Raw genomic sequence first — 22,229 nt, forward strand, 5'->3', positions numbered from 1 at the left:
TTAATCGAATAGCAATCTTTGCTTCAATCTCTATTTTTATGTTATAAATCTTTTTGATAATAGTGCCTTTGTCCTGAGTAGGGATAGTCTTTTAAAGTAAAGACTTCCTTGTAGCCCTGCTTTTGATAAAAGGCTGGCGCTTGAAACTGATAGGTATTCACAAAAGCAAAGCGACAGTTTCTCTTTTTAGCTTCACTTTCTGCTTGCTGTAATAGTTGGGAGCCGATTCCTTGTCCTCGCAAGTCCTCCTTCACAAACAAATACTCAATTTCTAACCAATTCCCGAAAGTCTCTGCTACTAAACCAGCCATGATTTCACCATGTTCATCTTCGACATAAAGGTTAAGTGGCTCGCTTTCAGCTTTTTCTCTTTTTGATCGATTATAAGAACGAATCAAATCGCCTATTTCTTGCGCTTTCTGAGACTCTGTATTTTCCAATCTTAACTGCATCCAAACCTCCTCGAAGATACTTATAGCTTGATTATAGTCTTATTACCAAGAGCTGTCAAACTAGAAAACTCATCAACCTGAGTTGATGAGCTTATAACTTATTTTCTAAATCTCCACTGACTATAGATTCCAAAGACGACAATCCAGATAGCTGAGCCAACTGCTCCCATAAAGGTTGATTCTTGTAAAAAGAGAGTTCCAAATACAAAGACAAAAAAGAGGATCGTTATGGGATTCAGCAAGCGATACTGGGGCATGAGGTAACCATCTGCCATAAAGTCTTTGGACTTGCGGTATTTGAGATGGGCTAGCATGATCAAGATATAGATTGCAATATAAACACCTGATGAAGATGCTGTAATCAGGGCAAAGGCATCTGATACACCTGGTAAGACATTGATGAAGGCTGCTAGACCAATCAAGACAGCCGAGGCTATAATAGCATTCTGAGGAACATTGTGACGAGACAGAGTATCAGCCTTAATGGCTTTCAAAAAGCTATTTGGAGAGTCATGAGCAATTTGGTACAAGTGTCGACCTGTAGAGTAAAGAGTTGAATTTAAGGCTGAAGCTGCCGAAGTCAAGACAACAAAATTAATCAAGGCGGCGGCCCACTTAAGACCAGCAAGTTCAAAAACAGTTACAAAGGGTGAATCCGCAGAAGATAGCTCACCCCAAGGAATGATAGACATGATGGCTAAAAGGGCTCCTCCATAGAAAAAGATAATTCGCAAGGGGATTTCCTTAACTGCCTTGGGCAATACTTTTCTTGGATTCTTGGTTTCAGAGGTTGTTACCCCGATAAATTCAATCATAAGATAGGCGAAGAAAACCATCTGGAAGGCCATAACAAAGTTCATTCCCCCATTTGGAAAGAGAGAAAACTGGTGACTGATATTTGAAAGGCTTGCTGATCCGTATGGTGTTTCAAATCCTGTCAAGACCATAAAAATTCCAGTTGCAATCATAGCGAGAATAGCAACAATTTTAATCATGGCAAACCAAAATTCGACTTCACCAAAAATTTTAACCGCGATCAGATTAACTAGACCAAGGATTGTTAAAAAAACGAGCTGAATAGACCAAGAAGGCCAAGATGGAAACCAAAATTGAACATAATGGGCAACAGCTGTTATCTCAGCCATCCCGATAAAAACTACTGATAACCAGTAAGACCAAACTGAGAAATAACCCCAGCCCTGACCTAGGTAACGCGTAATAAAGTTGATAAAGGTATGTTGTTCTGGATCTTGATATAACATTTCACCGATAGCCCTCATCATGAGATACATAAAACCACCAGTAATCATATAAACTAAAACGATTGAAGGACCAGTTAAGCTAATAGATCGCCCTGCTCCTAGAAAAAGTCCTGTCCCAATGGTTCCCGCAATGGCCATGACTTGAACATGGCGATTGGTCAAACCACGCTCCATTTTATTTTTCTTTTTGTGCTTGTTTTCTGAATTCATATAGTCTCCTCTTGTTTTTAAAATTAAAAAAAAGAGTGATAGGAAGCGCTTTCCTTATATCTACTCCTTTTCATATCCTATTAAACTGTTTTTTCAACTTTTAAGATTTTAACATCGTAGCTACCAACAGGTGTTTCAATTGTAGCTGTATCGCCTGTTTTCTTACCAATCAAGGCTTGCCCGATTGGACTTTCATTTGATACTTTTCCTGCAAAGGCATCTGCACCCGCTGAACCCACGATGATATATACTTCTTCTTCGTCCTCGCCAATTTCTTGGATAGTGACAGTTCGACCGATTGCAACTTCATCTTGAGCAACTGCATCACTGTTAACAATCTCAGCATAACGGATTTTTGTTTCCAAGCTTGAGATTTGTCCTTCAACAAAAGCCTGCTCGTCTTTCGCTGCTTCGTATTCACTGTTTTCTGACAAGTCACCATATGAACGAGCAATCTTGATGCGTTCAACAACTTCTGGACGACGAACTAGTTTCAACTCCTCTAATTCTTTTTCGAGTTTTTCCTTCTCCTCAAGGGTCATAGGGTATGTTTTTTCTGCCATTTTTCTCAACTTTCTTTTAATTAAATTTATATTTTTATAGGTAGTAAAGCAAAATTATGTGGTAAACCACATAATTTTCTTTTTATGACTTTTCGTAAGTCATGATTGTTTCTAGTGATTTCTTAAAAAATCACTAGGTAGACATTGAGCACTGAAACTTTCATTTCTGAACTCAATCTAAAATAGTTTCTAAAACTATGTCACTCTCAAACTTTCCGAACGCCTGAAATTTAAAAATTTCAGGCGCTTTTATCAGGTCGGAAAGGCTTAGTTTGAACTGCTTGATTGTGTCAGTTTACTGTTTACATGCTCTTCAACGTTTCGATCATGTTCTTCTCGTGTTGTCGCATAGTAAACCTTGCCATCTTGTACATTGGCAACAAAGTATAGGTTTTCACTCTTAGTTTGATTGATACTTGCTTCAATTGCATCCAGACTTGGACTATCCACTGGACCAGGCATTAGCCCTAGGTTCAGATAAACGTTATATGGTGAATTGATTGAGGTATCAATTGCTGCATCGTCTGCCAAACTAATATTTTTTCCTAGTTTCCCTTCTGCATAGAGAATAGCAATATTGCTCTGAAGTGGCATCCCAATGTTGAGACGGTTATAGAAAACTCCAGCAATCTGTTTGCGGTCTTCTGTTTTTGAACCTTCTTTTTCAACAAGTGATGCAATAGTTAAGAGTTCATTCACTGTCAAGTTCTTTTCTTTGATTGCAGCATAGTGTGTTGATAAATTCTTATCCATCGCTGCTACCATTTCATCAATCAAGCTTTCAACAGTTGTGCTTTCTTTGATGGCATAAGTTGCTGGGAAAAGGTATCCTTCTAGACGGTAACGAACACCACTTTCCTTAGTTGGTAAACTTTCAAGAAGCGTTGGATACTTAGCAACTAGTTGTGAGATAAAGGTTTCATCCTGAACCTTGGCCAAGAAAGCTTCCGCAGTCAATGCTTCTTTAAACTCTCCTTGAAGTTGACCAACTGTTTCTGCGATTTGATCAATTGTATAACCTTCAGGGATTGTTAAGCTTGCAAGTGAAACTTCTTGACGTTCTGGTGTTCCACCCTTTTGCAACTCTTTGATGAGATCATCTGTACTCATGCTCTTTTGCAAATTATAGTAACCAGATTTTAAATCAGAGTAGTTTTTATACTTTGCATAGAGGCTAAAGATCAAACCATGTTTTACCAAACCAGATTTTTCTAAAGTTTCACCAATTTCCTGAGTATTAGCACCTTCGGGGATTTGAACGGTGATATACTCTTTAGAACTTGCATCAACAGGTTGAAGTGCAGATTCAACATATTGGTAACCAAAGAAACCACCTACACCTAGTAGAACCAATAACACAAATAGTGTTACGAAAAATCCTTTCAAGCGTGATTTTTTCTTTTTCTTAGTTGGCTTAACTGACTCTGTACGACTTCTTCTAGGTAGATCATTTCTTGTATCAACTGGAGCTACCGGCTCTTGAGCAGGTGTCTCCTTAGCAAAATCTGTTAGTTTTGGTTGTGGCTTAATAGCCTTTCTAGCCGGACTTGGTTTGGCTTGATTGGTACGATAAGAAACTGGAATCCTAGTCGAATTAGGAATAAACTCCTTCTCCTCTTGAACTGGCTGAGCAGGAGCAAGAGGCTCAACTGGAGGTTCAACTGGATCTACAGTAGGTGCTACTGGTTCTGTAGCTACTATTGGTTCAGTAGGGGCAACTTCTTCTGGAACTGCAACTGGTTCAACAGGTTCCTCTGGTCCCAAAGATGGACGTGGGGGAACTGTTGGAGCCTTAGCAAGCAGTTCATCCACAAGTGAAACTGAGTCTACCATCAAGTCTTCTACAGATGGCTCTTTCACTGGTTCTTCTGTCTTTGAAAGATTACTGAAATCAGGGAAAAGATCATCCTTGCTACTCTCACTAGTGTCAAGCCCTTCTTCCCTTTTCAATCTTTCTAAGTCTCGTAAAATTTGTTCCTTAAAACTTAATTTTTCTTCATCTCTTGAATTTTCGCTCAAAGGTATTACCTCCTTGTTGATAATCCATAATATTATATCTTAAAAACCAAAGAAAAGCAACCATAGATGCCCTTCTAAAGCCTAATTCTTGTTTTCCCAGACCATATCATACCATTCCTCACCCGCAAACGTTGACTTGGATTTTCCTTCATTTATAAATCCATGTTTTTCATAATAGGCAATGAGGTAGTCGTGACAAGTTAGATTGATCCCTTCTCGTTCATGTTCAAGAGCAACTTCTTTCAATGCTGTCAAGAGTTTGCGACCGATTCCCAAGGCCTGAGCTTTCTTTGCAATGGATAGACAAGTCACAGAAATATAGCCACCTTTTTGATGACTATAATCTTTAATTTCTTCTGTAAAGGACTGGTCTTGTAAATATCGGTGAGGCATTACCGGTCCTTCAACGTAACCAAGGATTCGTCCCTCCTTTTCAGCAACTAAGAAACTGGTCTTAATTTCCTTCAGATGAGCTTCAAAGACAGATCGAGGAATAGCCTCCTCAGCAGAGAAATTTTCCAACTCAATCTCTAGGATACGATCAAGGTCTGTAAGCCTTGCTTGTCTAATAATCATCTTTCCTCCTGAAAATAGGGATTTGCCCAAAACATATGAAAATAAGTTTCACTACTAGTTGGCATATCTGCTAGACCATAGTCAAGAAATCCATTCATCTCAAAGTAAGCCAGTAATTCATCCCTGGACAGCAAATAGAGGCCTGGTCTATTTTTCTGAAAAGCATACTCCTTCATAGCTCCCAACAACAAGGTTCCAAATCCTTGTCCTTGATAATCAGGATGGACGGCAAGATCTAAAATAGTGATAAAATCACTCGTGTCAGGAATTGCTGCTTCAAGCTGCTTCCTAGAATCACTTTGGGTGAACTTAGTGAGTTCGTCACCAATGATATAACCAATGATTTCTTCATTAAGGCTGGCTAGCAGAAACGTACCCGCATGGTTGCGGATACGCTCTTTTATCATTTCTATACTAATTTCATCTTGGGAGTCAGAGTTGCTTTCTCCTATCAGCCAGATTGACTCTAAATCTGATGGCTGAAGCTCCCGAATAGTGATTGAAAATTCCATGATATTCCTTATTGAACATTGCTAGTCAAGTTTGACAAGAGACGCTCAAATGAGTATTCATAAGTTTGGATGTCACCAGCTCCCATAAAGACATAGACAGCATTGTCATGGTCTAGGAGTGGAGAAACATTTTCAACTGTGATTACTTGATTTTTCTTATTAATCTTACTTGCAAGATCTTCAACCTTGACATCACCATTGTCTACTTCGCGAGCTGAACCGTAGATTTGCGCTAGGTAAACGGCATCAGCCTGATTCAAGGCTTGAGCAAAGTCATCCAACAAGGCAATTGTACGAGTAAAGGTATGTGGTTGGAAAATTGCCACGATTTCCTTGCTAGGGTATTTCTGACGTGCAGCATCTAGCGTTGCAATGATTTCTGTTGGATGGTGGGCAAAGTCATCGATAATCACTGTATCATTGACAATCTTTTCTGTAAAACGACGTTTCACTCCTCCAAAAGTCTTCAAGTGTTCACGAACCAAATCCAAGTCAAATCCTGCTATGTAAAGCAAACCAATTACTGCAGTGGCATTCATGATATTGTGACGGCCAAAGGTTGGAATATGGAATTGGCCCAACTCTTGACCACGGAAGTGAACGGTAAAGGTTGAACCTGTTGTAGAACGAAGCAAATCGCTAGCTACAAAGTCATTGTTGTCTGCTTCAAAACCGTAATAATAGATTGGGGCATTTGCTGTAATCTTACGCAACTCAGCATCTTCACCGTAGACAAATAAACCTTTGGTAATTTGTTTGGCATAATCATTGAAGGCGTTGAAGACGTCTTCCAAGCTTGTGAAATAGTCAGGGTGGTCAAAATCGATGTTAGTAATGATAGAGTATTCTGGGTGATATGGCATGAAATGGCGCTCATACTCGTCTGATTCAAAGACAAAATACTTGGCATTTTCAGAACCACGACCTGTACCATCTCCGATCAAGTAGCTTGTATCAGTGATGTGTGACAAGACGTGAGAAAGCATACCAGTTGTTGACGTCTTACCGTGTGCACCAGCAACTCCCATACTGATAAAGTCACGCATAAAGCTACCAAGAAACTCATGATAACGTTTATAGCTGATACCATTTTGGTCCGCGTATGCAATTTCAACGTTGTTATCTGGACGGAAGGCATTACCCGCGATAATTTCTAAATCTCCTTGAAGATTTTTTTCATCAAAAGGTAAAATTGTAATTCCTGCTTGCTCTAGTCCACGTTGTGTAAAGTAGTACTTTTCAACGTCAGAACCTTGAACTTTATGCCCCATTTGGTGCAACATCAAAGCCAAGGCACTCATACCTGATCCTTTGATTCCGATAAAATGATAGGTTTTTGCCATTTTCTTCCCCTCTATTCACTCATTCTAGTCAAGTTGAGCTCTTGAGCTACTTGACGCTCTTGTTCTTTTTGTTTACTTTTTTTGTTATAAATTTGACTTTTCTTTAAAAAGTCATAGTTGTTTTTCTTAGGATGAGACTTTTCGCTAGTTGGCGAAGGACTATCCACTTGAGAAACTGTTTCTGCCAGAATATAGTGAGATTGGCTCAAGTTTTGACTGTATTTAGCAAATTCTCCCGGATTTTCCTTTTGGAAAGGTGCGGTTGGTTGATTTGCCTGTCTCACAATACTTGTCTTGGTATGACGTCTTGTATGACTCACGTCCTGGGTCAAATACTTAGCTGAACGTTTCTTTTTCAAATCCGCACGCGCTTCTTCACGTGCCAGTTCAGCATAAGATTTTTCTTTTTTCTCAGTCTTCTCTACAAGGGGCTGGGCTTCCTCTTGTTTTTTCTCTTTAACAATAGGAGACCAGTCCAAGTAGTTTTTATCCTGGTAATCCCCCTTGATATTACTGATGAAATCCGACTCATCGTAAAGATTCATAACTGGCATTTCTGTCAACATGACTTCATCATCTGCCACTATTGGAAATCGTTTTTGCTTCATTTTTATTCCCTTTCAATACTCCATTATAGCGTAATGTCTTGATTTTTCAAGTCTAGGCTTATGAAATCCCTAAAATTTCTCGAATTTCAGCCAGACTCAAACTGCCTCGGGACTCTGTTCCATCCAAAACTTCTGAAACCAGATTTTTCTTTTTTTCTTGTAATTCTTGAATTTTTTCTTCTATTGTACCTCGGGTCACCAAGCGATAAACTTCTACAGCTTGCTCTTGCCCCATACGATGGGCGCGGCCGATAGCCTGTGATTCAACCGCAGGATTCCACCACAAATCTACCAGGATAACTGTATCGGCACCAGTAAGATTGAGACCAACCCCACCGGCCTTTAGAGAAATTAAGAATACATCGCGCTCACCTTGATTAAAGGCTTTGGTCATCTCTTGACGATCTTGTGAAGGCATTGAACCAGTAATTTTAAAGGATGTCAAGCCTAATTCAGGTAATTCTTGCTCAATCCGATCCAACATACCTCTAAATTGTGAAAAGATGAGTACACGATGACCTCCTTCAGCAATCTGAGTCAGCAAGTCTCGTAAACTATCCAGTTTCCCACTTTCTCCTTGGTAATCCTCCATAAAGAGTGCAGGAGTATCACAGATCTGACGAAGACGCATGAGACCCGTTAAAATTTCAACACGATTTCGTTGAAATTCCAAATCACTTACCTTTCCCAAGTGTTCCTGCATTTGTTGCAGTTGAGCTAGATAAATAGCCTTTTGCTGATCATCAAGTTCATTTTTGTAGACTACTTCAATCAAATCAGGTAGCTCAGTCAACACATCTTCTTTCTTCCGTCGCATGACAAAAGGCTTGATAAATTGAGCGACTCTCTCAGCGGGTAGTTTCATAAAGTCTTTTTTAGTTGGTAAGAGGCCTGGTAAGACAATCTGAAAAATCGACCAAAGCTCTCCTAGGTGGTTTTCAATTGGAGTTCCTGAGAGGGCAAAAACAGATGGAACTACAAACTGTCGCAAACTTTGTGCTATCTTGGTCTGTGCATTTTTCATGACTTGAGCTTCGTCTAAAAAGAGAAAATCAAAAGGTAGGTTTCGATAAATCTCACTGTCCTGACGGAAAGTAGCATAGCTTGTAACATAAATCTGATGATTTTCTGCCAAAATTGACTCTCGATGAGATTTTAAGCCATGCACGACCGCAACATCCAAATCTGGAGCAAACTTTTGAAATTCATCAGCCCAGTTATAGATTAAGCCAGACGGAGCAAGGATTAGGACACTGGTATCTGCTTGAACTTGACTACTTAAAAAGGCAATGGTTTGCAAGGTCTTCCCAAGCCCCATATCATCCGCTAAAATTCCACCAAAGCCATAATGGTGAAGCATCTGTAGCCACTGAATTCCCCTTTTCTGATAATCCCTTAATTCTGCTTGAATATTCAATTTCTGCATCGGGAATTCTTCTGGATGTGTCAAATCATGGGCCAAATGACGGAATTCTTCCGTAAAAGAAATCTGCTTTTGATCCTTAAATAAATGCGATAAGGTATAAGCCAGGGACTTACGAGCTCGAAATGCCCCATCTTTTAAGTCTTCTATTCCCAGTTCTTTCAAATCCTGTCGAATCTGCTTGGTTTGGTCATCAAAGAAGTAGACCTGATCAGATGAACTAATATAAAAGTCTTGATTGGCAACTAGGGCTTTCATAGCAAGATCAATCTCTTCTTGGGCAATATCTTTAAAATCAAATTGAATCTCTAATAAATGGCCTTTAGATGAAATCTCTATCTGAGGACTTTGAACTTGATAGAGATCTTGGAGACTCTCCGAAATCCTAAGTTTTCCAAGTGCTTCAAAAGCTGGCAGCGTCTCATGAAAGAAAACATAGACAGCTTCAGCCTTGAGGCTTTGACGCCAAGAACGAAAATCAGCTTCAAATCCAGCTGATAGAGCTAGTTGAAAAATCTCTTTCTCCAGTTGAATGTCACTAGCAAAGGGAAGATTATCTAGTTCCCTACGATTGCTTACCAAGCAAGTATCGTATTGAAACTGCATCTCCAAACGAATCGAACCATCTTCTTCTCTATCCATGTAAAAAGAGGGACAGAAAGATTCAATCTGAAGCCCTTGAGGAGCCTGAACTTCTCCAATATTCCTAAATTGAGACAAGGAAGAAGCTAATCTATCACGATTACTAGTATCAAACTGGAGAACTTTTCTTCCCTTACTATCTAGAGGTAGTTTTCTTAATTTCTCCAGCAATCCTGCCTGCTCTCTCGACAAGAGATAAAATATGCCTTTGGTAAATAAAACTCGCCCTTTATAGAAAAGATTGACTCGTCCTCTCTCAAAAATTTCCATCTCATAGTAGTCTGGATTTTCTTTGATATCAAAGGTAAATAATCCTGTTTGACCATCCAAGTCTTGGAAGAGAAGGTGATGATAGCTCGAAATTTGATGGTCAAATTGAAACTCATCTAAATCCATCAAAAGACTGACACCTTGTTCAAAAAAGGATAAAGGAAAATAGAGGTGACGACCTTGATTCTGGAAAAAGAGGACATTTTCAGCCTCATCTTCTACAATTCCCTGAAGAAAATTTAAGACAAACTGGCTAGTCTCATCAAACTGACTAAGCTTCAAGGAAGCTTCATATAGCTTACCAATCATGTAAGGTTTACTATTTTCTAGAACCTTCAAAAAAAGAGGAATATCTCGGATTACATAAAACTTATGGGTCTGGATAAGACCAATCCTCAAAGTCCAAATAATACGATTGGTTCCAGCTTCAACTTGCCCCTGAGCGGCTAGCTGATAGATTTTAGGCGAGTTAGTAGCTTGTATGCTCTCTAGGAAACGTCCCCCAAAGGACACTTGGGTTTCGACTTCCTCCTTCTTTTCCTGCCCATTTTCTAGTTTCTGTAAAAGTTCTTGACCCAAATGATCATTTTTCAGGTAATGTTCTAGCGCTGCCAAATGGACACAGAACCCTCTTTTTTGAAAAAAGTCACAAGCACAAAAAACCAGTTCATCATCAAGACTGTAACGAATTTCAGCCTCCCCTACACGAGCATATAGGCGATGATTTTTCTCTTTGATGATTTGGATCTTACCAGTTTCGTAGAGTTGAGCCCCCTCCATTCGAAGCTTTCCTGGAATCAATTTAGCCATATTTTCCCCTTTTCTTTATCTCTTAATTATACCATATTTCTTCTCATGAAAATAGCCTTCCAGGGTACTTTTCCCCTAGAAGGCTAGCTTCTTAAAGTTTAGCGAAAGTTGAGATGATTCGTTGGCAAACCTCTTCCAAGACGGATGTAGGCATGGCCACATTTAAGCGAGCGTGGAGGGCTCCTTCTTCACCAAAGTCCAAGCCTCTGTTCAGGATTACCTTGGCCTCGTCTCTTAAGAGCCTTCTTAGCTCTTCATCGCTAATATCATAGGCTGAAAAATCAAGCCAAATGAGATAGGTCCCTTGAGGTTTCATGACCTTGATTTTAGTTTCTTTGCCAAATACATCCACTACATAATTGATGTGTTTCTCAATTAGTTCTTTGAGTTCTGTCAACCAATCTTCACCATAGCGATAGGCGGCTTCTGTTGCCAAATATCCCAAACCTGAGATTTCATGTTGATTATTCGCAAGCTGGCGCTTCTGGAAAGCAAGTCTCAACTTGGGATTTTCGATAATGGCGTAAGAATTTTTCGTTCCAGCAATGTTAAAGGTCTTAGTTGCACTACTTAAAATCAGTGAAAATTCTTTAAAATCTTCATTTACCGTGTTGAATGACTGATGTTTGTTTCCAAATAGAGCTAAATCTTGGTGAATTTCATCAGATACCAGCAAGACTCCATGTTTTTGACACAGTTGTCCAATCTTCTCCAAGACTTCTTTCTCCCAAACGCGTCCACCAGGATTATGAGGATTACAAAGAACATAAAGTTTAACCTCATTTTCAACTAGGTCTTTCTCTAGTTGGTCAAAGTCAATCTCAAAAAGACCATTTTTCTCCACAAGAGAGTTATTAACCAGTTTGCGGTGATTGAGTTTGATACTACGAGCAAAAGGTGGATATACAGGTGTGTTAATGAGGACTGCTTCACCCTCTTTGGTAAAGGCTTGAATGGCTGTTGAAATGGCTGGTACTACACCTTCGATAAAGACTAGAGCATCCTTATCAAAGCCATAACCATGGTGTTTTTTCTCCCAGTCTTGAACTGCTTCAATCAAACCATCACTAGCATAGGTATATCCATAGACTAATTGCTCTGCATAATCATGGACTGTCTGACGGATCTCAGGTAAGACTTCAAAGTCCATATCAGCAATCCAGGCCGGCAATACTTGACGGTCAGTCTCTGCTTCTTTCCATTTATAAGTATGATGTCCAAAACGATTGGGCAAGGTCGTAAAATCATATTTTCCCATAGTCTTATCCTTCCAAAGCTTGACGCAAATCTTCTATCAAATCTCTAGCATCCTCAATACCAATAGACAAGCGCAAAAGGTCATCTGTTAATCCATAAGAATGACGGACCTCTGCAGGAATGTCTGCATGGGTTTGAGTGGTTGGGTATGTAATTAGACTTTCTACACCACCCAAACTTTCAGCAAAAGAGAATACTTTTAAGGTATTCAAGATATGAGGGATTCGTTTTTCATCCGCCACTTTAAAGGAAATCATTCCTCCACGACCTGTATACAAGACTTCTTTGACTGCAGGTGATTGTTCCAAAAAGGCTACGATTTCTTGAGCATTAGCTGTTGAGCGCTCCATACGAAGTGACAATGTTTTAAGACCACGAATCAATTGATAACTATCAAATGGTGACAAGACAGCCCCTGTCGTGTTGAGATTGTAAAAGAGTTTTTCGTACAAATCAGCATTATCTGTCACAACTACACCAGCCAAGACATCATTATGTCCTGCAAGGTATTTGGTTGCTGAATGAAGGACAATATCTGCTCCATCTTCAATTGGACGTTGGTAAATCGGGCTATAGAAGGTATTGTCGACGACAACTTTAGCCCCCTTAGCATGAGCTAATTTTGACAATTTTTCAATATCAAATTCCAACATCAAAGGGTTGGTTGGTGTTTCGATATAGAGTACATCCACATCCTTTTCTAGCTCGGCAATTAGCTCTTCTTCTGTGTTGGCATAGGTAAAGTGGAATCGTCCTTCCTGCTCCACTTGATTGAACCAGCGGAAAGAACCACCGTAAAGGTCACGGACAGCCAAAACCTTGCTTCCTACTGGAAAAACGCTAAAGGCTAACACAATCGCAGACATACCTGAACTAGTCGCCAAAGCATACTTGGCTGATTCAATTGCTGCCAAAACTCCCTCTGCCTTGCTACGAGTTGGGTTTTTAGTGCGTGTATAGTCAAATCCAGTTGATTGACCAAATTGTGGATGCTGATAAGTCGTTGAAAAGTGAATTGGTGTTACCAAAGCACCTGTCGCTTTATCTGACTTGATACCTGCTTGTGCTAAAATTGTGTTGATGTGAAATGATTTGCTCATACTTTACCTCCAAATCTATAGTAACTATTGTACCACTTATTTGGGATCCTTCGTTTTCTTGTTTTCAAGAGCTAGTTATAGTTTCAAACTATACAAAAACGATAGCTTCCTGAGAAACTATCGTTTTTCCTGTTGAATAGACTGATTATTTAACGTGTTTTGCCAATTCTTCTTGGGCTTTTTTATTAGATTCTTCTTTTTCTTTCAGCCATTTTTGTCTAGCTTCTTCATACTCAGCCGTCGTGACAACCTTATCTTGCAACTTAACGTATTTGTATGATTCAACACCCTTGTTACCAGCTTGAGAGAAGGCAGCAGAGAATGGAACTGTTTTTCTCAATGTAGGTATTCCACCTTGAGATACGTTTGGAATTGCAAGAGAGCTATCCACCAACCAAGCTTGAGCTTCTGCATATTTGTCATAACGTTTTGTCAAATCTTGTTCAGCATTGGCTTCTGCTAACATCTTAGTGTAGACATCCAAACCAACAGCAGTTGCTTTGGCATTGGTTTCTCCTGGTTCCAAACCGAGGTTTTGTAGTGAGCCACCACTTGTTAAGCTAAGGGTATCAAGGTAGGTTGATGGATCTTGATAGTCAGGGCCCCAACCACCGTTGTAGAGGTCATAGTCCTTTTGAGCAGCTGTATTCGCTAGATAACCAATACTATCCATTTCCTCAGTAGTCAACATTTGAATATCAATGACCACATTTTCTGCACCAAGGACAGATTCAATCGATTGTTTGAAAGAACTTGCCTCTAACACACCCTTCTTATAGGTTTGGTCAACCGGTAAATCCAGGTGAATTGGGAATTGAACACCTTTGGCTTCCAATTCTTTCTTGGCTTGAGCAAAGACTTCTTTTGCCTTATCGGCATTGTAGTAAGCATCTTGGGCATCCGCAAAGTTCATATTTTGCCATACTTGACCGTAATTGACCATCTTAGAAGCTACGACATCACCAAAATCTTTCCCTTCAAGAGTAACGAATGTCGGTGGGACAAGCAAGTTTCTGACGATCTTAGTTGCTCCATCTTCCCCTTGAGATTGGGCACCATAAGCAGTACGGTCATAGGCAAAGTTAATGGCTTGACGGAAAGATTTATTCAAGACTGCTTCCTGTTGAGCTGTCTTTTCCGCATCACTTGTTTTTGAAGTATGGTTATAAGATTGTCTATCTAGGTTAAAGTTAAAGTAGAAAGAAGTGGCATTTTGCATGCTGTAGATAATATTATCTTTGTTCTTTTCCTTAATCCCTTCGAAGCTCGAACTATTCGGATAGAGTCGGGCGTAACTGTAAACCCCTTCCATGAAGTTACGTGCCAAGGCATCTTGGTCACTTCCATCATAGTAGGTTAACTTCACTTCGTCTACGAATACATTTTTAGCATCCCAATAGTTTGGATTTTTCTTGTATTCAATGACAGATTTAGAGGTAAATGATTTGAGAATAAATGGACCGTTGTACAAAAGATTTGCTGGAGCCACTTTACCAAAGTCATCCCCTTTTGAGTTCAAGAAATCAGCATTGACTGGGAAAAGAATGGTTGCAGTTGTTTTTGAGTTCCAGTAAGGTTCTGGGTGAGTCAAGGTATATTGGACAGTTTGGTCATCAATAGCCTTCACACCAACTGTTGAAAAGTCTGTTGTTTTTCCGTTGATATAATCATCCAAGCCTGCAACAGAGTCTTGAACGAGATAAAGAGCTTCAGATTTTTTATCAGCCGCATATTTCAAACCTGTCACAAAATCTTGTGCTGTAACTGGAGCATACTCTTCACCTTCAGCTGTATACCATTTAGCATCCTTACGAAGTTTATAAGTATATGTCAAACCATCTTGAGATACAGTCCAATCTTCTGCCAATGAAGGAATATAATTCCCATACTGGTCGTTTTCCATCAAACCATCCACTAAGTTTGTAGCAACATCACCAGTAGTTGCACGATTTTCTAAGAGATAGTTCAGACTCGAAGGATCGCTTGGATATACATAGTTGTAGACTTTAGAAGAGCTAGTTGAGTTACCACAAGCTCCCAAGAGCAAACCAGCAGTTAAGACGACGCCTGCTAACGTCAGGTATTTTGCCTTAGACTTTTTCATATTCAGAACCTCCAAATTTAAATATTTGTATCATTATACAGCTATTGTTTTTTTTAGTCAAGCAATTTTATCTAATTTTTACCAAATTATAGATTTTTTTCTACTAATTTTATATTTTATCCTATTTTTTAAATAAAAAAATGAACAATTTAAACTTTTTCGGATAGAAAAGTTCAAATTATTCATTTTATTTATAAATTTTTATGATAATTTTAATCGTGCTCGTAACTGATTTGCTTTTTCCTGTCCAATAACCTTATCCAATAGACGAGTATAGAGACACATAACTCCGTAAAGCCCGCCACCGATTGTACCAATTAAGGCGACATATAGGAAACTCCAGAAACGTCCAGTTGGTTGGAAGACAAATCCTATCATCCATTGTAAGAATCCTACGAGGATAAACATAACTAGTGTCAAAATAGTGACTAGAATTGTTCTCTTCAAGATAAGCTTACGACGAGCACCTGTAACCTGACAGATATCACGATACATCAAGACATTCGGGATGATAAGACCGATAGTCGTTGAAATGAGAGGACCATAACTATGGAAAATCGCTATCGATGGTAATTGTAAAACAATCTTAGCAATTGAGCCATAAATAAAATACAAGACTGCCTTGCGGTTACGGAACATAGCCTGAAGCATTGGTGACAAGACCATGTACAAGCCTAGAATTGTTGATTGCAAGACCGCAAAGATAAATAAGCCCATAGCTAAGCCATCTGGCTTACCGTAAAAGACTGTATAGAGAGGTTCACCAACCATGACTACTCCAACAGTTGCTGGAAGTAAGAATAAGAAGAGCATGGTGATACTATCTTGCACCAAACGAGCAGCTGCCTGCAAATCCCCCTTGACATAGTTTTCCGTCAAGAGAGGCAGACCAACGCTACCAATAGAAACTCCCACCGAAATCAAAATCATAGTGATTTTATTAGGATTGGCAGAGAAATAAGAAAACATGACAACTAAGTCTTCATTACTATAGTTGGTAAACCACTTCATGCTATTGATAAAGGTCATCTGGTCCAAGATTTGGAAGAGCTGAATAGCCGAACCAGTCAAGATAAAAGGAATAGCTTCCTTAATGGTATCAATCAAGAGACCTTTACTATCAATCTTATCTCGGGTTTCAAAAACTTTTTGAAGCATTCCTTCTTTGTAAAGGAAATAGATCAAGACTGCAAAACTAGCTACCATTCCCACAAAGGCCGCAAAGGTAGACTGAGTAACTGCTGATAGATAATCTTTTGAACCGAGCTTCATGATGATAAAGGTTGCTAAGAGCATCCAAATAACACGAATAACCTGTTCAGCGATTTGGCTCATAGCGTAAGGCTTGAGATTATTCATCCCTTGGAAGAATCCACGAATCACACTCATGGACGGGAAAATCAAGACAGCCCAAGCTAGACTCTGCATAATGGGGATGAGCTCCTTACCAACACCCGAAAGATCCGCTAACCACGGAGCAAAGAGATACAGAATTAAAGCAAAGACCACACCAAGTCCTGTCATAAAGCCTAGGAAACTCCGAATCAGGGCAAAACTATGTTCTTCCTCATGCATTGTATTATACTTAGCAACTTGCTTTGCGACTGCAACAGGAATACCTGCTGTCGAAATCAACAAGAACCAAGCATAGATATTGTAACCCATAGTAAAGAGACCATTAGCTTTAGCAGCATAAGTCCCCATCCAGATATACCAGGGAATGATGTAAATGGCTCCAAGCAGGCGACTGATAAAGTTACTAGCTGTAAGCCAAGCAGTCCCTCGTAACATCTGGGCCTGCTGATGATTGTTTTCGTTAGACATAACTTCCTCATTCAATTTTAATAACTAGGAAATGTTCCTTATCTTCCATTATAAACTTTTCCTTGTTACTTGTAAAATTCAGACTTTCGGTTTACAATAGAAAGTATGATAAAGATTGAAACTATATTAGATATTTTAAAGAAGGATGGTCTCTTCCGTGAGATTATCAACCAAGGACATTACTGCTATAACTACAGTAATGTCGTTTTTGACACAATCTGCTATGACAGTCGAAAAGCTCAAGAAAATTCTCTCTTCTTCGTGAAAGGAGCTGCTTTTAAGAAAGAATTCCTTCTTTCAGCGATTTCGCAAGGTCTTAGTTGGTATGTAGCTGAGCAGGACTATGAAGTAGATATTCCTGTTATTATTGTAAGCGATATTAAGAAGGCTATGAGTTTGATTGCCATGGAATTTTATGGCAACCCGCAGGATAATCTTAAAATTCTAGCCTTTACAGGAACCAAGGGAAAAACAACAGCTGCTTACTTTGCCTACAATATCTTAAATCAGCAACATCGTCCAGCTATGTTATCAACCATGAACACTACCTTGGACGGTAAAACTTTCTTCAAGTCTGCTCTGACAACTCCTGAAAGTATCGACCTTTTTGACATGATGGCCCAGGCTGTTGATAATGGTAGAACCCACCTCATCATGGAAGTATCCAGTCAAGCCTACTTGGTCAAGCGAGTCTACGGTCTAACCTTCGATGTAGGTGTGTTCCTCAACATCAGCCCTGACCATATTGGTCCAATTGAGCATCCTAACTTTGAAGACTACTTCTACCACAAGCGTCTCTTGATGAAAAATAGCCGAGCAGTTGTCATTAATAGTGATATGGACCACTTCTCTGTTCTAAAAGAACAAGTTGAGAACCAAGAGCATGACTTCTACGGTAGCCAGTCAAATAACCAAATCGAAAACTCCAAAGCCTTTAGCTTCTCAGCTACTGGTAAATTAGCAGGAGACTATGATATCCAGTTGATTGGACATTTCAACCAAGAAAATGCAGTCGCAGCCGGACTTGCCTGCCTTCGTTTAGGTGCTAGTCTGAAAGACATTAAAAAAGGGATCGCGACAACTCGTGTCCCTGGCCGCATGGAAGTCCTCACTCAGAAAAATGGCGCAAAAGTTTTCATTGACTACGCCCACAATGGTGACAGTCTTAAAAAACTAATCTCAGTTGTTGAAACACACCAGACTGGAAAAATTGCTCTAGTACTCGGCTCAACTGGAAACAAGGGAGAAAGCCGTCGTAAGGACTTTGGACTTCTCCTCAATCAACATCCTGAAATCCAAGTCTTTCTAACGGCTGATGATCCAAACTACGAAGATCCGATGGCCATTGCAGATGAAATCAGTAGCTACATCCATCATCCTGTTGAAAAGATTGCTGACCGCGAGCAAGCTATCAAGGCTGCGATGTCTGTTACAGATCAAGAACTGGATGCTGTCATTATCGCTGGTAAAGGAGCTGACTGCTACCAAATTATCCAAGGTAAGAAAGAAGACTATCCAGGTGATGCTGCTGTTGCCGAACGTTATCTATAGTATATTTAAAGAAGGCTAGGAATTTTCCTAGCCTTCTTTTTTTATAAAGATGAATCGTTCTTTATCAAATTCTACAGCCAACTCATATTTCCCATCTTCATTTTGAACGATGTAGCCTAATAAGACTAAACTATCAACAAAGATATCACGTCGTTTCTGCATGAGTTGATCTTTTTTGAGAAATTTTAGCAAAAAGGTTGTCATATACTTGAGGGCATACTCAGGATTGACATCCCCTAAAATTTCATACAGTCTCTGCTGTTCATTTGTCAGCGGATACTGGTGTTTGACCTTGTAAAAGTAATTAGACAAGGTCATCTTTTCCCTTGCAAAATCGGTGTGCTCTTCTAGGATAGCTACATTTGTTAGATTGCGCAATTCGGTCTGAAAATGTTTCTCTAAGATTTCTTGATAGATTTGACTATCATCTCTCATAAATACTTCCTGGTCTAGTTCAAGAGATTCTGTAAATTCTAGAAAGGGAAGATTGAGATAATAGCGTTTGTTTTCTCTCAAAATCAAACCCGCTTTAATGTATTCCTCCAAGAGCTTGTCAACTGCGACCTCTGAAAACTGAGCCTTGATTTCACGGAGGATAACATCATCATGCTGATCAAGATAGTCTACCAAATCTCTAAAGAATGGTTGTCGCGTCAAGCGAGATGGATTAAAAATCTGAATCATGAAGATTCCTTTCTTTACAAACTAAAAGTAGAGATGTTGTTAATTGACTAGGGTTAGTGCCAGGCTGATTCAGAGGTACACTTAATCCTAGTTCTTTATAATACCCTCTCCAGAAATCACTGATTTCCTGCTCCTCATCACCAAATTTCATAGGAATGGTTTCAAAAATCGGTAGAATGTCTGCGATATATTGGGAACAATAGAAACCATCTCCATCAGGATAAAAAGAAAAATTATAAGGAGCTCCCAGATGCTGAACTGCTCTTTTCTTTACCTTTTGAATATCTATCTTTGGATAGCTATAGATATCGTAAAGACATTCAGATTCAAGAAATTCTGTTAGTTTTTGACAAACAACACCAGTTTTCCCACTAGAATGATAGACCTTCTCGTCTAAAAAGATGGCCACATGACTATAGTTTCCAGTAGATTCCTGGATGGCCTGTCCTATATCCGAATCATCTTTTACAAAAATCAAATCACCATTCTCTAACATACTTCTCTCCTAGCAAAAAAGGAGCCGAAACTCCTTTTTAACGATGAGCTTTCCCATCTATGATTAAGCATTAAAGCTTTCAGTCAATTGAGGTACCACTTGTTTCTTACGTGAAACGGCACCAGCAAGGAAGGCATGGTTATTTTCAAGTTTGAAGTTGAAGGCTGCTTCAACCTTGCCCATATTAGCACCAAGTGCTAGGATTTCTGAGTTTGAGTTGACGATATCTGTAATCATCAAGACAAAGTCAGAGTAGCCATTTGCTGTGTTAGCAGCTTGCATTGCAGCTTCAATTTCTGCTTGGCGTTCCAATACTTCAGCGATGTCCACTGTGTTTACTTGGGCAACACGGACATTATTTCCGTTCAATTCAAAAGTCTTAGCATCGATGTCAATCAATTCGTCAGCAGATTTGCTAGCCAAGTTGGTACCAGCTTTCAACATAGCCAAACCATATTCTTCCAAGTTTACACCAGCTAATTCAGCCAATTCAGGAGCAATGACTTTATCTGTTGGGTGTGTTGTTGGTGATTTCAAAAGAAGAGTATCTGAAATCAAACCTGAAAGCATCAAACCAGCAAGCTCTTTAGGCACAGCTACACCATGTTCTTTGAACATACGGTAAACGATTGAAGACGCTGATCCAACTGGCTCCAAACGCATGTAGAGTGGGCTTGCAGTTTCAAAGTTAGCCACACGGTGATGGTCCACAACACCATAAACTTCTACTTCAGCGATATCTGATACAGATTGTTGGAATTCATTGTGGTCAGTCAGGATAACTTGCTCTGCGCCTTCTGCTTTAGCAGAAGTGATAACACGCGGTGCTTCCACACCAAAATAGTTCAAGACAAAGGCTGTTTCTTCATTTGGAGTTCCAAGAGCAACAGCTTCCGTATCCAAACCATAAGCTTCTTTTGCAAGGTAGGCAAAGGCTACAGATGACCCGATGGCATCTGAGTCTGGATTTTGGTGACCAAATACTAGAATCTTAGACATGATAATACCTCATTTTGTTTATTCTCTTTATTGTAGCATTTTTTTCGCTTTTTGACAAAAGTAAGAGGAGTCAAAGGACTCCTCACGATTCTTCAAAATAACTGAGTAAATTTCTATCTTGATTTTCAGATAAAAATTCTTCCTTCTGTGACCTCTTCTTACGCTTGAGAAGGGCTTCTGCTGACATGGCTTCTTCCTTACTGGCAAAACCTTGAGCATAGATAAGTTTGACTGGCAAGCGTGCTCGTGTGTATTTGGCTCCCTTCCCACTATTGTGAACAGCGAGGCGTCTTCTCACATCAGTCGTATAGCCTGTATAGTAGGATCCGTCACGGCACTCCAGCACATACATATAAGCCTTATGATCCATAATAAATCTCTTCAAGTTCAGGCGTATAAGAGCCATCATCATTGTGAACAATGAGAGGTGGTAAAACCTTAAAGCCGCTTGTCGAGCCATCCTTGATAGCCTCAATCAAAAGCATATTAGCTTCCTTTTCCTTTTTTGGATAGACAAATTGCAGGCGCTTAGGCGCTAGATTATGCCGTTGTAACGTATCTAAAATATCCAGAAGTCGATCAGGACGATGAACCATGGCCAAACGCCCATTAGATTTGAGAATACTCTGGGCACTACGACAGATTTCCTGCAAATTGGTCGTGATTTCATGGCGCGCCAAGAGATAATGTTCGCTCTCGTTCAGGTTTGAATGAGGATCCACCTTGAAATAGGGCGGATTACACAAAATCATATCCACCTTACTCCCCTGAATGTGAGCAGGCATATTTTTCAAATCATCACAGATGACCTGCATCTGCTCTTCCAAACCATTCAAACGGACAGAGCGTTCAGCCATATCCGCCAAACGCTCCTGAATCTCAACAGCCAATATCTGTGCTTGAGTACGAGTGCTAGCAAATAGCCCCACTGCTCCATTTCCAGCGCAAAAATCCACTATCAAGCCCTTTTTAGGAAAACGTGGAAAACGTGACAAGAGAACACTATCCACCGAATAGCTAAAAACCTCTCTATTTTGAATGATTTTGATATCTGTCGAAAAGAGCTGGTTAATACGCTCCCCTGATTTTAATAATTGTTCTTCTTCCATGGTCCTATTATAGCAAATTTATATTAACATTACAAAGAATATAGATTTCTAACTAATTCTTCTGCTTCTTCAAATGTTGAAGAGCTTCCTTGGTCCAAATTGGCATCATTCTTTTGAGAGGCGCAAAGCCGTAGTTAAAACGGTCGCTTGAAAAGCGTCTCCGTCTCGGAAACTGGTGTTTTTCTTCCTCCAAAGTGCGAATAGATAGACTAGCTTTCCCTGTAAATTCATCTAAATCCACTACTTGAACTTGAACCTCTTCATCGACTTTCAAGGCTTCTTGGATATTTTCAATAAAGCCTGTCCGAATCTCTGAAATGTGAATCAGCCCCGTATCACCCGTTTCTAGCTCAACAAAGGCACCGTAGGGCTGAATCCCTGTAATACGCCCCTTAAGCTTATCACCGATTTTCAT

The 22,229-nt window shown here is 39.7% G+C and carries 20 protein-coding genes; 1 reads left to right on the plus strand and 19 read right to left on the minus strand.

The features are described 5' to 3' along the window. Nucleotides 1–41 precede the first annotated feature (41 nt). The 13 genes from ACORHT_RS07165 to ACORHT_RS07225 all read right to left on the minus strand — a co-directional run bounded on the left by ACORHT_RS07165 (nt 42) and on the right by ACORHT_RS07225 (nt 16,975). The gene (locus ACORHT_RS07165; RefSeq protein WP_075229220.1) at nt 42–452 is read right to left on the minus strand and encodes a GNAT family N-acetyltransferase; all 411 of its coding nucleotides are present in this window, start codon (nt 450–452) and stop codon (nt 42–44) included. 98 nt (nt 453–550) lie between these two features. Then, nucleotides 551–1,924: an amino acid permease gene (locus tag ACORHT_RS07170; protein WP_075229221.1), complete on the minus strand. Its 1,374-nt coding sequence runs from the start codon at nt 1,922–1,924 to the stop codon at nt 551–553. An 80-nt stretch (nt 1,925–2,004) separates the two neighbouring features. After that, nucleotides 2,005–2,487 carry a transcription elongation factor GreA gene (greA, locus tag ACORHT_RS07175; RefSeq protein ID WP_075229222.1) on the minus strand — a complete coding sequence of 161 codons (483 nt, stop codon included), beginning with the start codon at nt 2,485–2,487 and terminating at the stop codon, nt 2,005–2,007. Between the two features lie 267 nt (nt 2,488–2,754). Further along, complete coding sequence (gene mltG, locus ACORHT_RS07180) at nt 2,755–4,512, minus strand: endolytic transglycosylase MltG (protein ID WP_434350830.1); 1,758 nt, start codon at nt 4,510–4,512, stop codon at nt 2,755–2,757. A gap of 75 nt (nt 4,513–4,587) precedes the next feature. Beyond that, nucleotides 4,588–5,082 (minus strand): GNAT family N-acetyltransferase, encoded by a 495-nt coding sequence (locus tag ACORHT_RS07185; protein WP_414321334.1) that lies wholly within the window; start codon nt 5,080–5,082, stop codon nt 4,588–4,590. After that, nucleotides 5,079–5,594 carry a GNAT family N-acetyltransferase gene (locus ACORHT_RS07190; protein WP_434349868.1) on the minus strand — a complete coding sequence of 172 codons (516 nt, stop codon included), beginning with the start codon at nt 5,592–5,594 and terminating at the stop codon, nt 5,079–5,081. Before ACORHT_RS07190 ends, ACORHT_RS07185 begins: the two co-directional genes overlap by 4 nt. Nucleotides 5,595–5,602: 8 nt before the next feature. Further along, on the minus strand, nt 5,603–6,937 hold the full coding sequence (gene murC, locus ACORHT_RS07195) for a UDP-N-acetylmuramate--L-alanine ligase (RefSeq protein WP_075229226.1): 1,335 nt from the start codon (nt 6,935–6,937) through the stop codon (nt 5,603–5,605). 11 nt (nt 6,938–6,948) lie between these two features. Continuing rightward, complete coding sequence (locus tag ACORHT_RS07200) at nt 6,949–7,545, minus strand: cystathionine gamma-synthase (protein WP_075229227.1); 597 nt, start codon at nt 7,543–7,545, stop codon at nt 6,949–6,951. A 58-nt stretch (nt 7,546–7,603) separates the two neighbouring features. Next, nucleotides 7,604–10,690 (minus strand): DEAD/DEAH box helicase, encoded by a 3,087-nt coding sequence (locus tag ACORHT_RS07205; RefSeq protein ID WP_434349869.1) that lies wholly within the window; start codon nt 10,688–10,690, stop codon nt 7,604–7,606. 91 nt (nt 10,691–10,781) lie between these two features. Then, nucleotides 10,782–11,948, minus strand: a complete 1,167-nt coding sequence (locus tag ACORHT_RS07210) for a MalY/PatB family protein (protein WP_414321329.1) — start codon at nt 11,946–11,948, stop codon at nt 10,782–10,784. Between the two features lie 4 nt (nt 11,949–11,952). Further along, the gene (locus ACORHT_RS07215; RefSeq protein ID WP_434349870.1) at nt 11,953–13,047 is read right to left on the minus strand and encodes a cystathionine gamma-synthase; all 1,095 of its coding nucleotides are present in this window, start codon (nt 13,045–13,047) and stop codon (nt 11,953–11,955) included. Between the two features lie 145 nt (nt 13,048–13,192). After that, entirely contained in the window at nt 13,193–15,151 is a 1,959-nt protein-coding gene (locus ACORHT_RS07220; RefSeq protein WP_434349871.1) for a peptide ABC transporter substrate-binding protein, read from the minus strand. 201 nt (nt 15,152–15,352) lie between these two features. Next, nucleotides 15,353–16,975: a putative polysaccharide biosynthesis protein gene (locus tag ACORHT_RS07225; protein WP_434349872.1), complete on the minus strand. Its 1,623-nt coding sequence runs from the start codon at nt 16,973–16,975 to the stop codon at nt 15,353–15,355. A 105-nt stretch (nt 16,976–17,080) separates the two neighbouring features. Here ACORHT_RS07225 and ACORHT_RS07230 point away from each other — a divergent pair, with 105 nt between their 5' ends. Continuing rightward, on the plus strand, nt 17,081–18,526 hold the full coding sequence (locus tag ACORHT_RS07230) for a UDP-N-acetylmuramoyl-L-alanyl-D-glutamate--L-lysine ligase (protein ID WP_434349873.1): 1,446 nt from the start codon (nt 17,081–17,083) through the stop codon (nt 18,524–18,526). Nucleotides 18,527–18,553: 27 nt separating this feature from the next. Here the strand turns inward: ACORHT_RS07230 and ACORHT_RS07235 are convergent, their stop codons facing one another. The 6 genes from ACORHT_RS07235 to ACORHT_RS07260 all read right to left on the minus strand — a co-directional run bounded on the left by ACORHT_RS07235 (nt 18,554) and on the right by ACORHT_RS07260 (nt 22,229). Continuing rightward, nucleotides 18,554–19,210, minus strand: a complete 657-nt coding sequence (locus ACORHT_RS07235) for a DUF1803 domain-containing protein (protein WP_434349874.1) — start codon at nt 19,208–19,210, stop codon at nt 18,554–18,556. Then, nucleotides 19,194–19,706, minus strand: coding sequence for a YiiX/YebB-like N1pC/P60 family cysteine hydrolase (locus tag ACORHT_RS07240; RefSeq protein ID WP_434349875.1), 513 nt, complete (start codon nt 19,704–19,706; stop codon nt 19,194–19,196). Before ACORHT_RS07240 ends, ACORHT_RS07235 begins: the two co-directional genes overlap by 17 nt. Nucleotides 19,707–19,769: 63 nt before the next feature. Beyond that, nucleotides 19,770–20,705, minus strand: coding sequence for a manganese-dependent inorganic pyrophosphatase (locus tag ACORHT_RS07245; RefSeq protein WP_060806291.1), 936 nt, complete (start codon nt 20,703–20,705; stop codon nt 19,770–19,772). A gap of 82 nt (nt 20,706–20,787) precedes the next feature. After that, nucleotides 20,788–21,075 carry a GIY-YIG nuclease family protein gene (locus tag ACORHT_RS07250; protein WP_000349614.1) on the minus strand — a complete coding sequence of 96 codons (288 nt, stop codon included), beginning with the start codon at nt 21,073–21,075 and terminating at the stop codon, nt 20,788–20,790. Continuing rightward, nucleotides 21,065–21,814 carry a tRNA1(Val) (adenine(37)-N6)-methyltransferase gene (locus ACORHT_RS07255; protein WP_060806292.1) on the minus strand — a complete coding sequence of 250 codons (750 nt, stop codon included), beginning with the start codon at nt 21,812–21,814 and terminating at the stop codon, nt 21,065–21,067. Before ACORHT_RS07255 ends, ACORHT_RS07250 begins: the two co-directional genes overlap by 11 nt. A 52-nt stretch (nt 21,815–21,866) precedes the next feature. Continuing rightward, nucleotides 21,867–22,229 (minus strand): S1 RNA-binding domain-containing protein, encoded by a 363-nt coding sequence (locus ACORHT_RS07260; protein WP_049543381.1) that lies wholly within the window; start codon nt 22,227–22,229, stop codon nt 21,867–21,869.

The organism is Streptococcus sp. KHUD_014, assembly GCF_051106275.1.
Lineage (GTDB): Bacteria > Bacillota > Bacilli > Lactobacillales > Streptococcaceae > Streptococcus.

What these genes read in the sequence shown, in the direction of transcription:
- ACORHT_RS07225 (WP_434349872.1), bottom strand. Translation starts at nt 16,975, where the DNA reads ATGTCTAACGAAAACAATCATCAGCAGGCCCAGATGTTACGAGGGACT.
- ACORHT_RS07230 (WP_434349873.1), top strand. Translation starts at nt 17,081, where the DNA reads ATGATAAAGATTGAAACTATATTAGATATTTTAAAGAAGGATGGTCTC.
- ACORHT_RS07205 (WP_434349869.1), bottom strand. Translation starts at nt 10,690, where the DNA reads ATGGCTAAATTGATTCCAGGAAAGCTTCGAATGGAGGGGGCTCAACTC.
- ACORHT_RS07255 (WP_060806292.1), bottom strand. Translation starts at nt 21,814, where the DNA reads ATGGAAGAAGAACAATTATTAAAATCAGGGGAGCGTATTAACCAGCTC.
- ACORHT_RS07250 (WP_000349614.1), bottom strand. Translation starts at nt 21,075, where the DNA reads ATGGATCATAAGGCTTATATGTATGTGCTGGAGTGCCGTGACGGATCC.
- ACORHT_RS07200 (WP_075229227.1), bottom strand. Translation starts at nt 7,545, where the DNA reads ATGAAGCAAAAACGATTTCCAATAGTGGCAGATGATGAAGTCATGTTG.
- ACORHT_RS07240 (WP_434349875.1), bottom strand. Translation starts at nt 19,706, where the DNA reads ATGTTAGAGAATGGTGATTTGATTTTTGTAAAAGATGATTCGGATATA.
- murC (WP_075229226.1), bottom strand. Translation starts at nt 6,937, where the DNA reads ATGGCAAAAACCTATCATTTTATCGGAATCAAAGGATCAGGTATGAGT.
- ACORHT_RS07235 (WP_434349874.1), bottom strand. Translation starts at nt 19,210, where the DNA reads ATGATTCAGATTTTTAATCCATCTCGCTTGACGCGACAACCATTCTTT.
- ACORHT_RS07215 (WP_434349870.1), bottom strand. Translation starts at nt 13,047, where the DNA reads ATGAGCAAATCATTTCACATCAACACAATTTTAGCACAAGCAGGTATC.
- greA (WP_075229222.1), bottom strand. Translation starts at nt 2,487, where the DNA reads ATGGCAGAAAAAACATACCCTATGACCCTTGAGGAGAAGGAAAAACTC.
- ACORHT_RS07210 (WP_414321329.1), bottom strand. Translation starts at nt 11,948, where the DNA reads ATGGGAAAATATGATTTTACGACCTTGCCCAATCGTTTTGGACATCAT.
- ACORHT_RS07220 (WP_434349871.1), bottom strand. Translation starts at nt 15,151, where the DNA reads ATGAAAAAGTCTAAGGCAAAATACCTGACGTTAGCAGGCGTCGTCTTA.
- ACORHT_RS07185 (WP_414321334.1), bottom strand. Translation starts at nt 5,082, where the DNA reads ATGATTATTAGACAAGCAAGGCTTACAGACCTTGATCGTATCCTAGAG.
- ACORHT_RS07245 (WP_060806291.1), bottom strand. Translation starts at nt 20,705, where the DNA reads ATGTCTAAGATTCTAGTATTTGGTCACCAAAATCCAGACTCAGATGCC.
- ACORHT_RS07170 (WP_075229221.1), bottom strand. Translation starts at nt 1,924, where the DNA reads ATGAATTCAGAAAACAAGCACAAAAAGAAAAATAAAATGGAGCGTGGT.
- ACORHT_RS07190 (WP_434349868.1), bottom strand. Translation starts at nt 5,594, where the DNA reads ATGGAATTTTCAATCACTATTCGGGAGCTTCAGCCATCAGATTTAGAG.
- ACORHT_RS07260 (WP_049543381.1), bottom strand. Translation starts at nt 22,229, where the DNA reads ATGAAAATCGGTGATAAGCTTAAGGGGCGTATTACAGGGATTCAGCCC.
- ACORHT_RS07165 (WP_075229220.1), bottom strand. Translation starts at nt 452, where the DNA reads ATGCAGTTAAGATTGGAAAATACAGAGTCTCAGAAAGCGCAAGAAATA.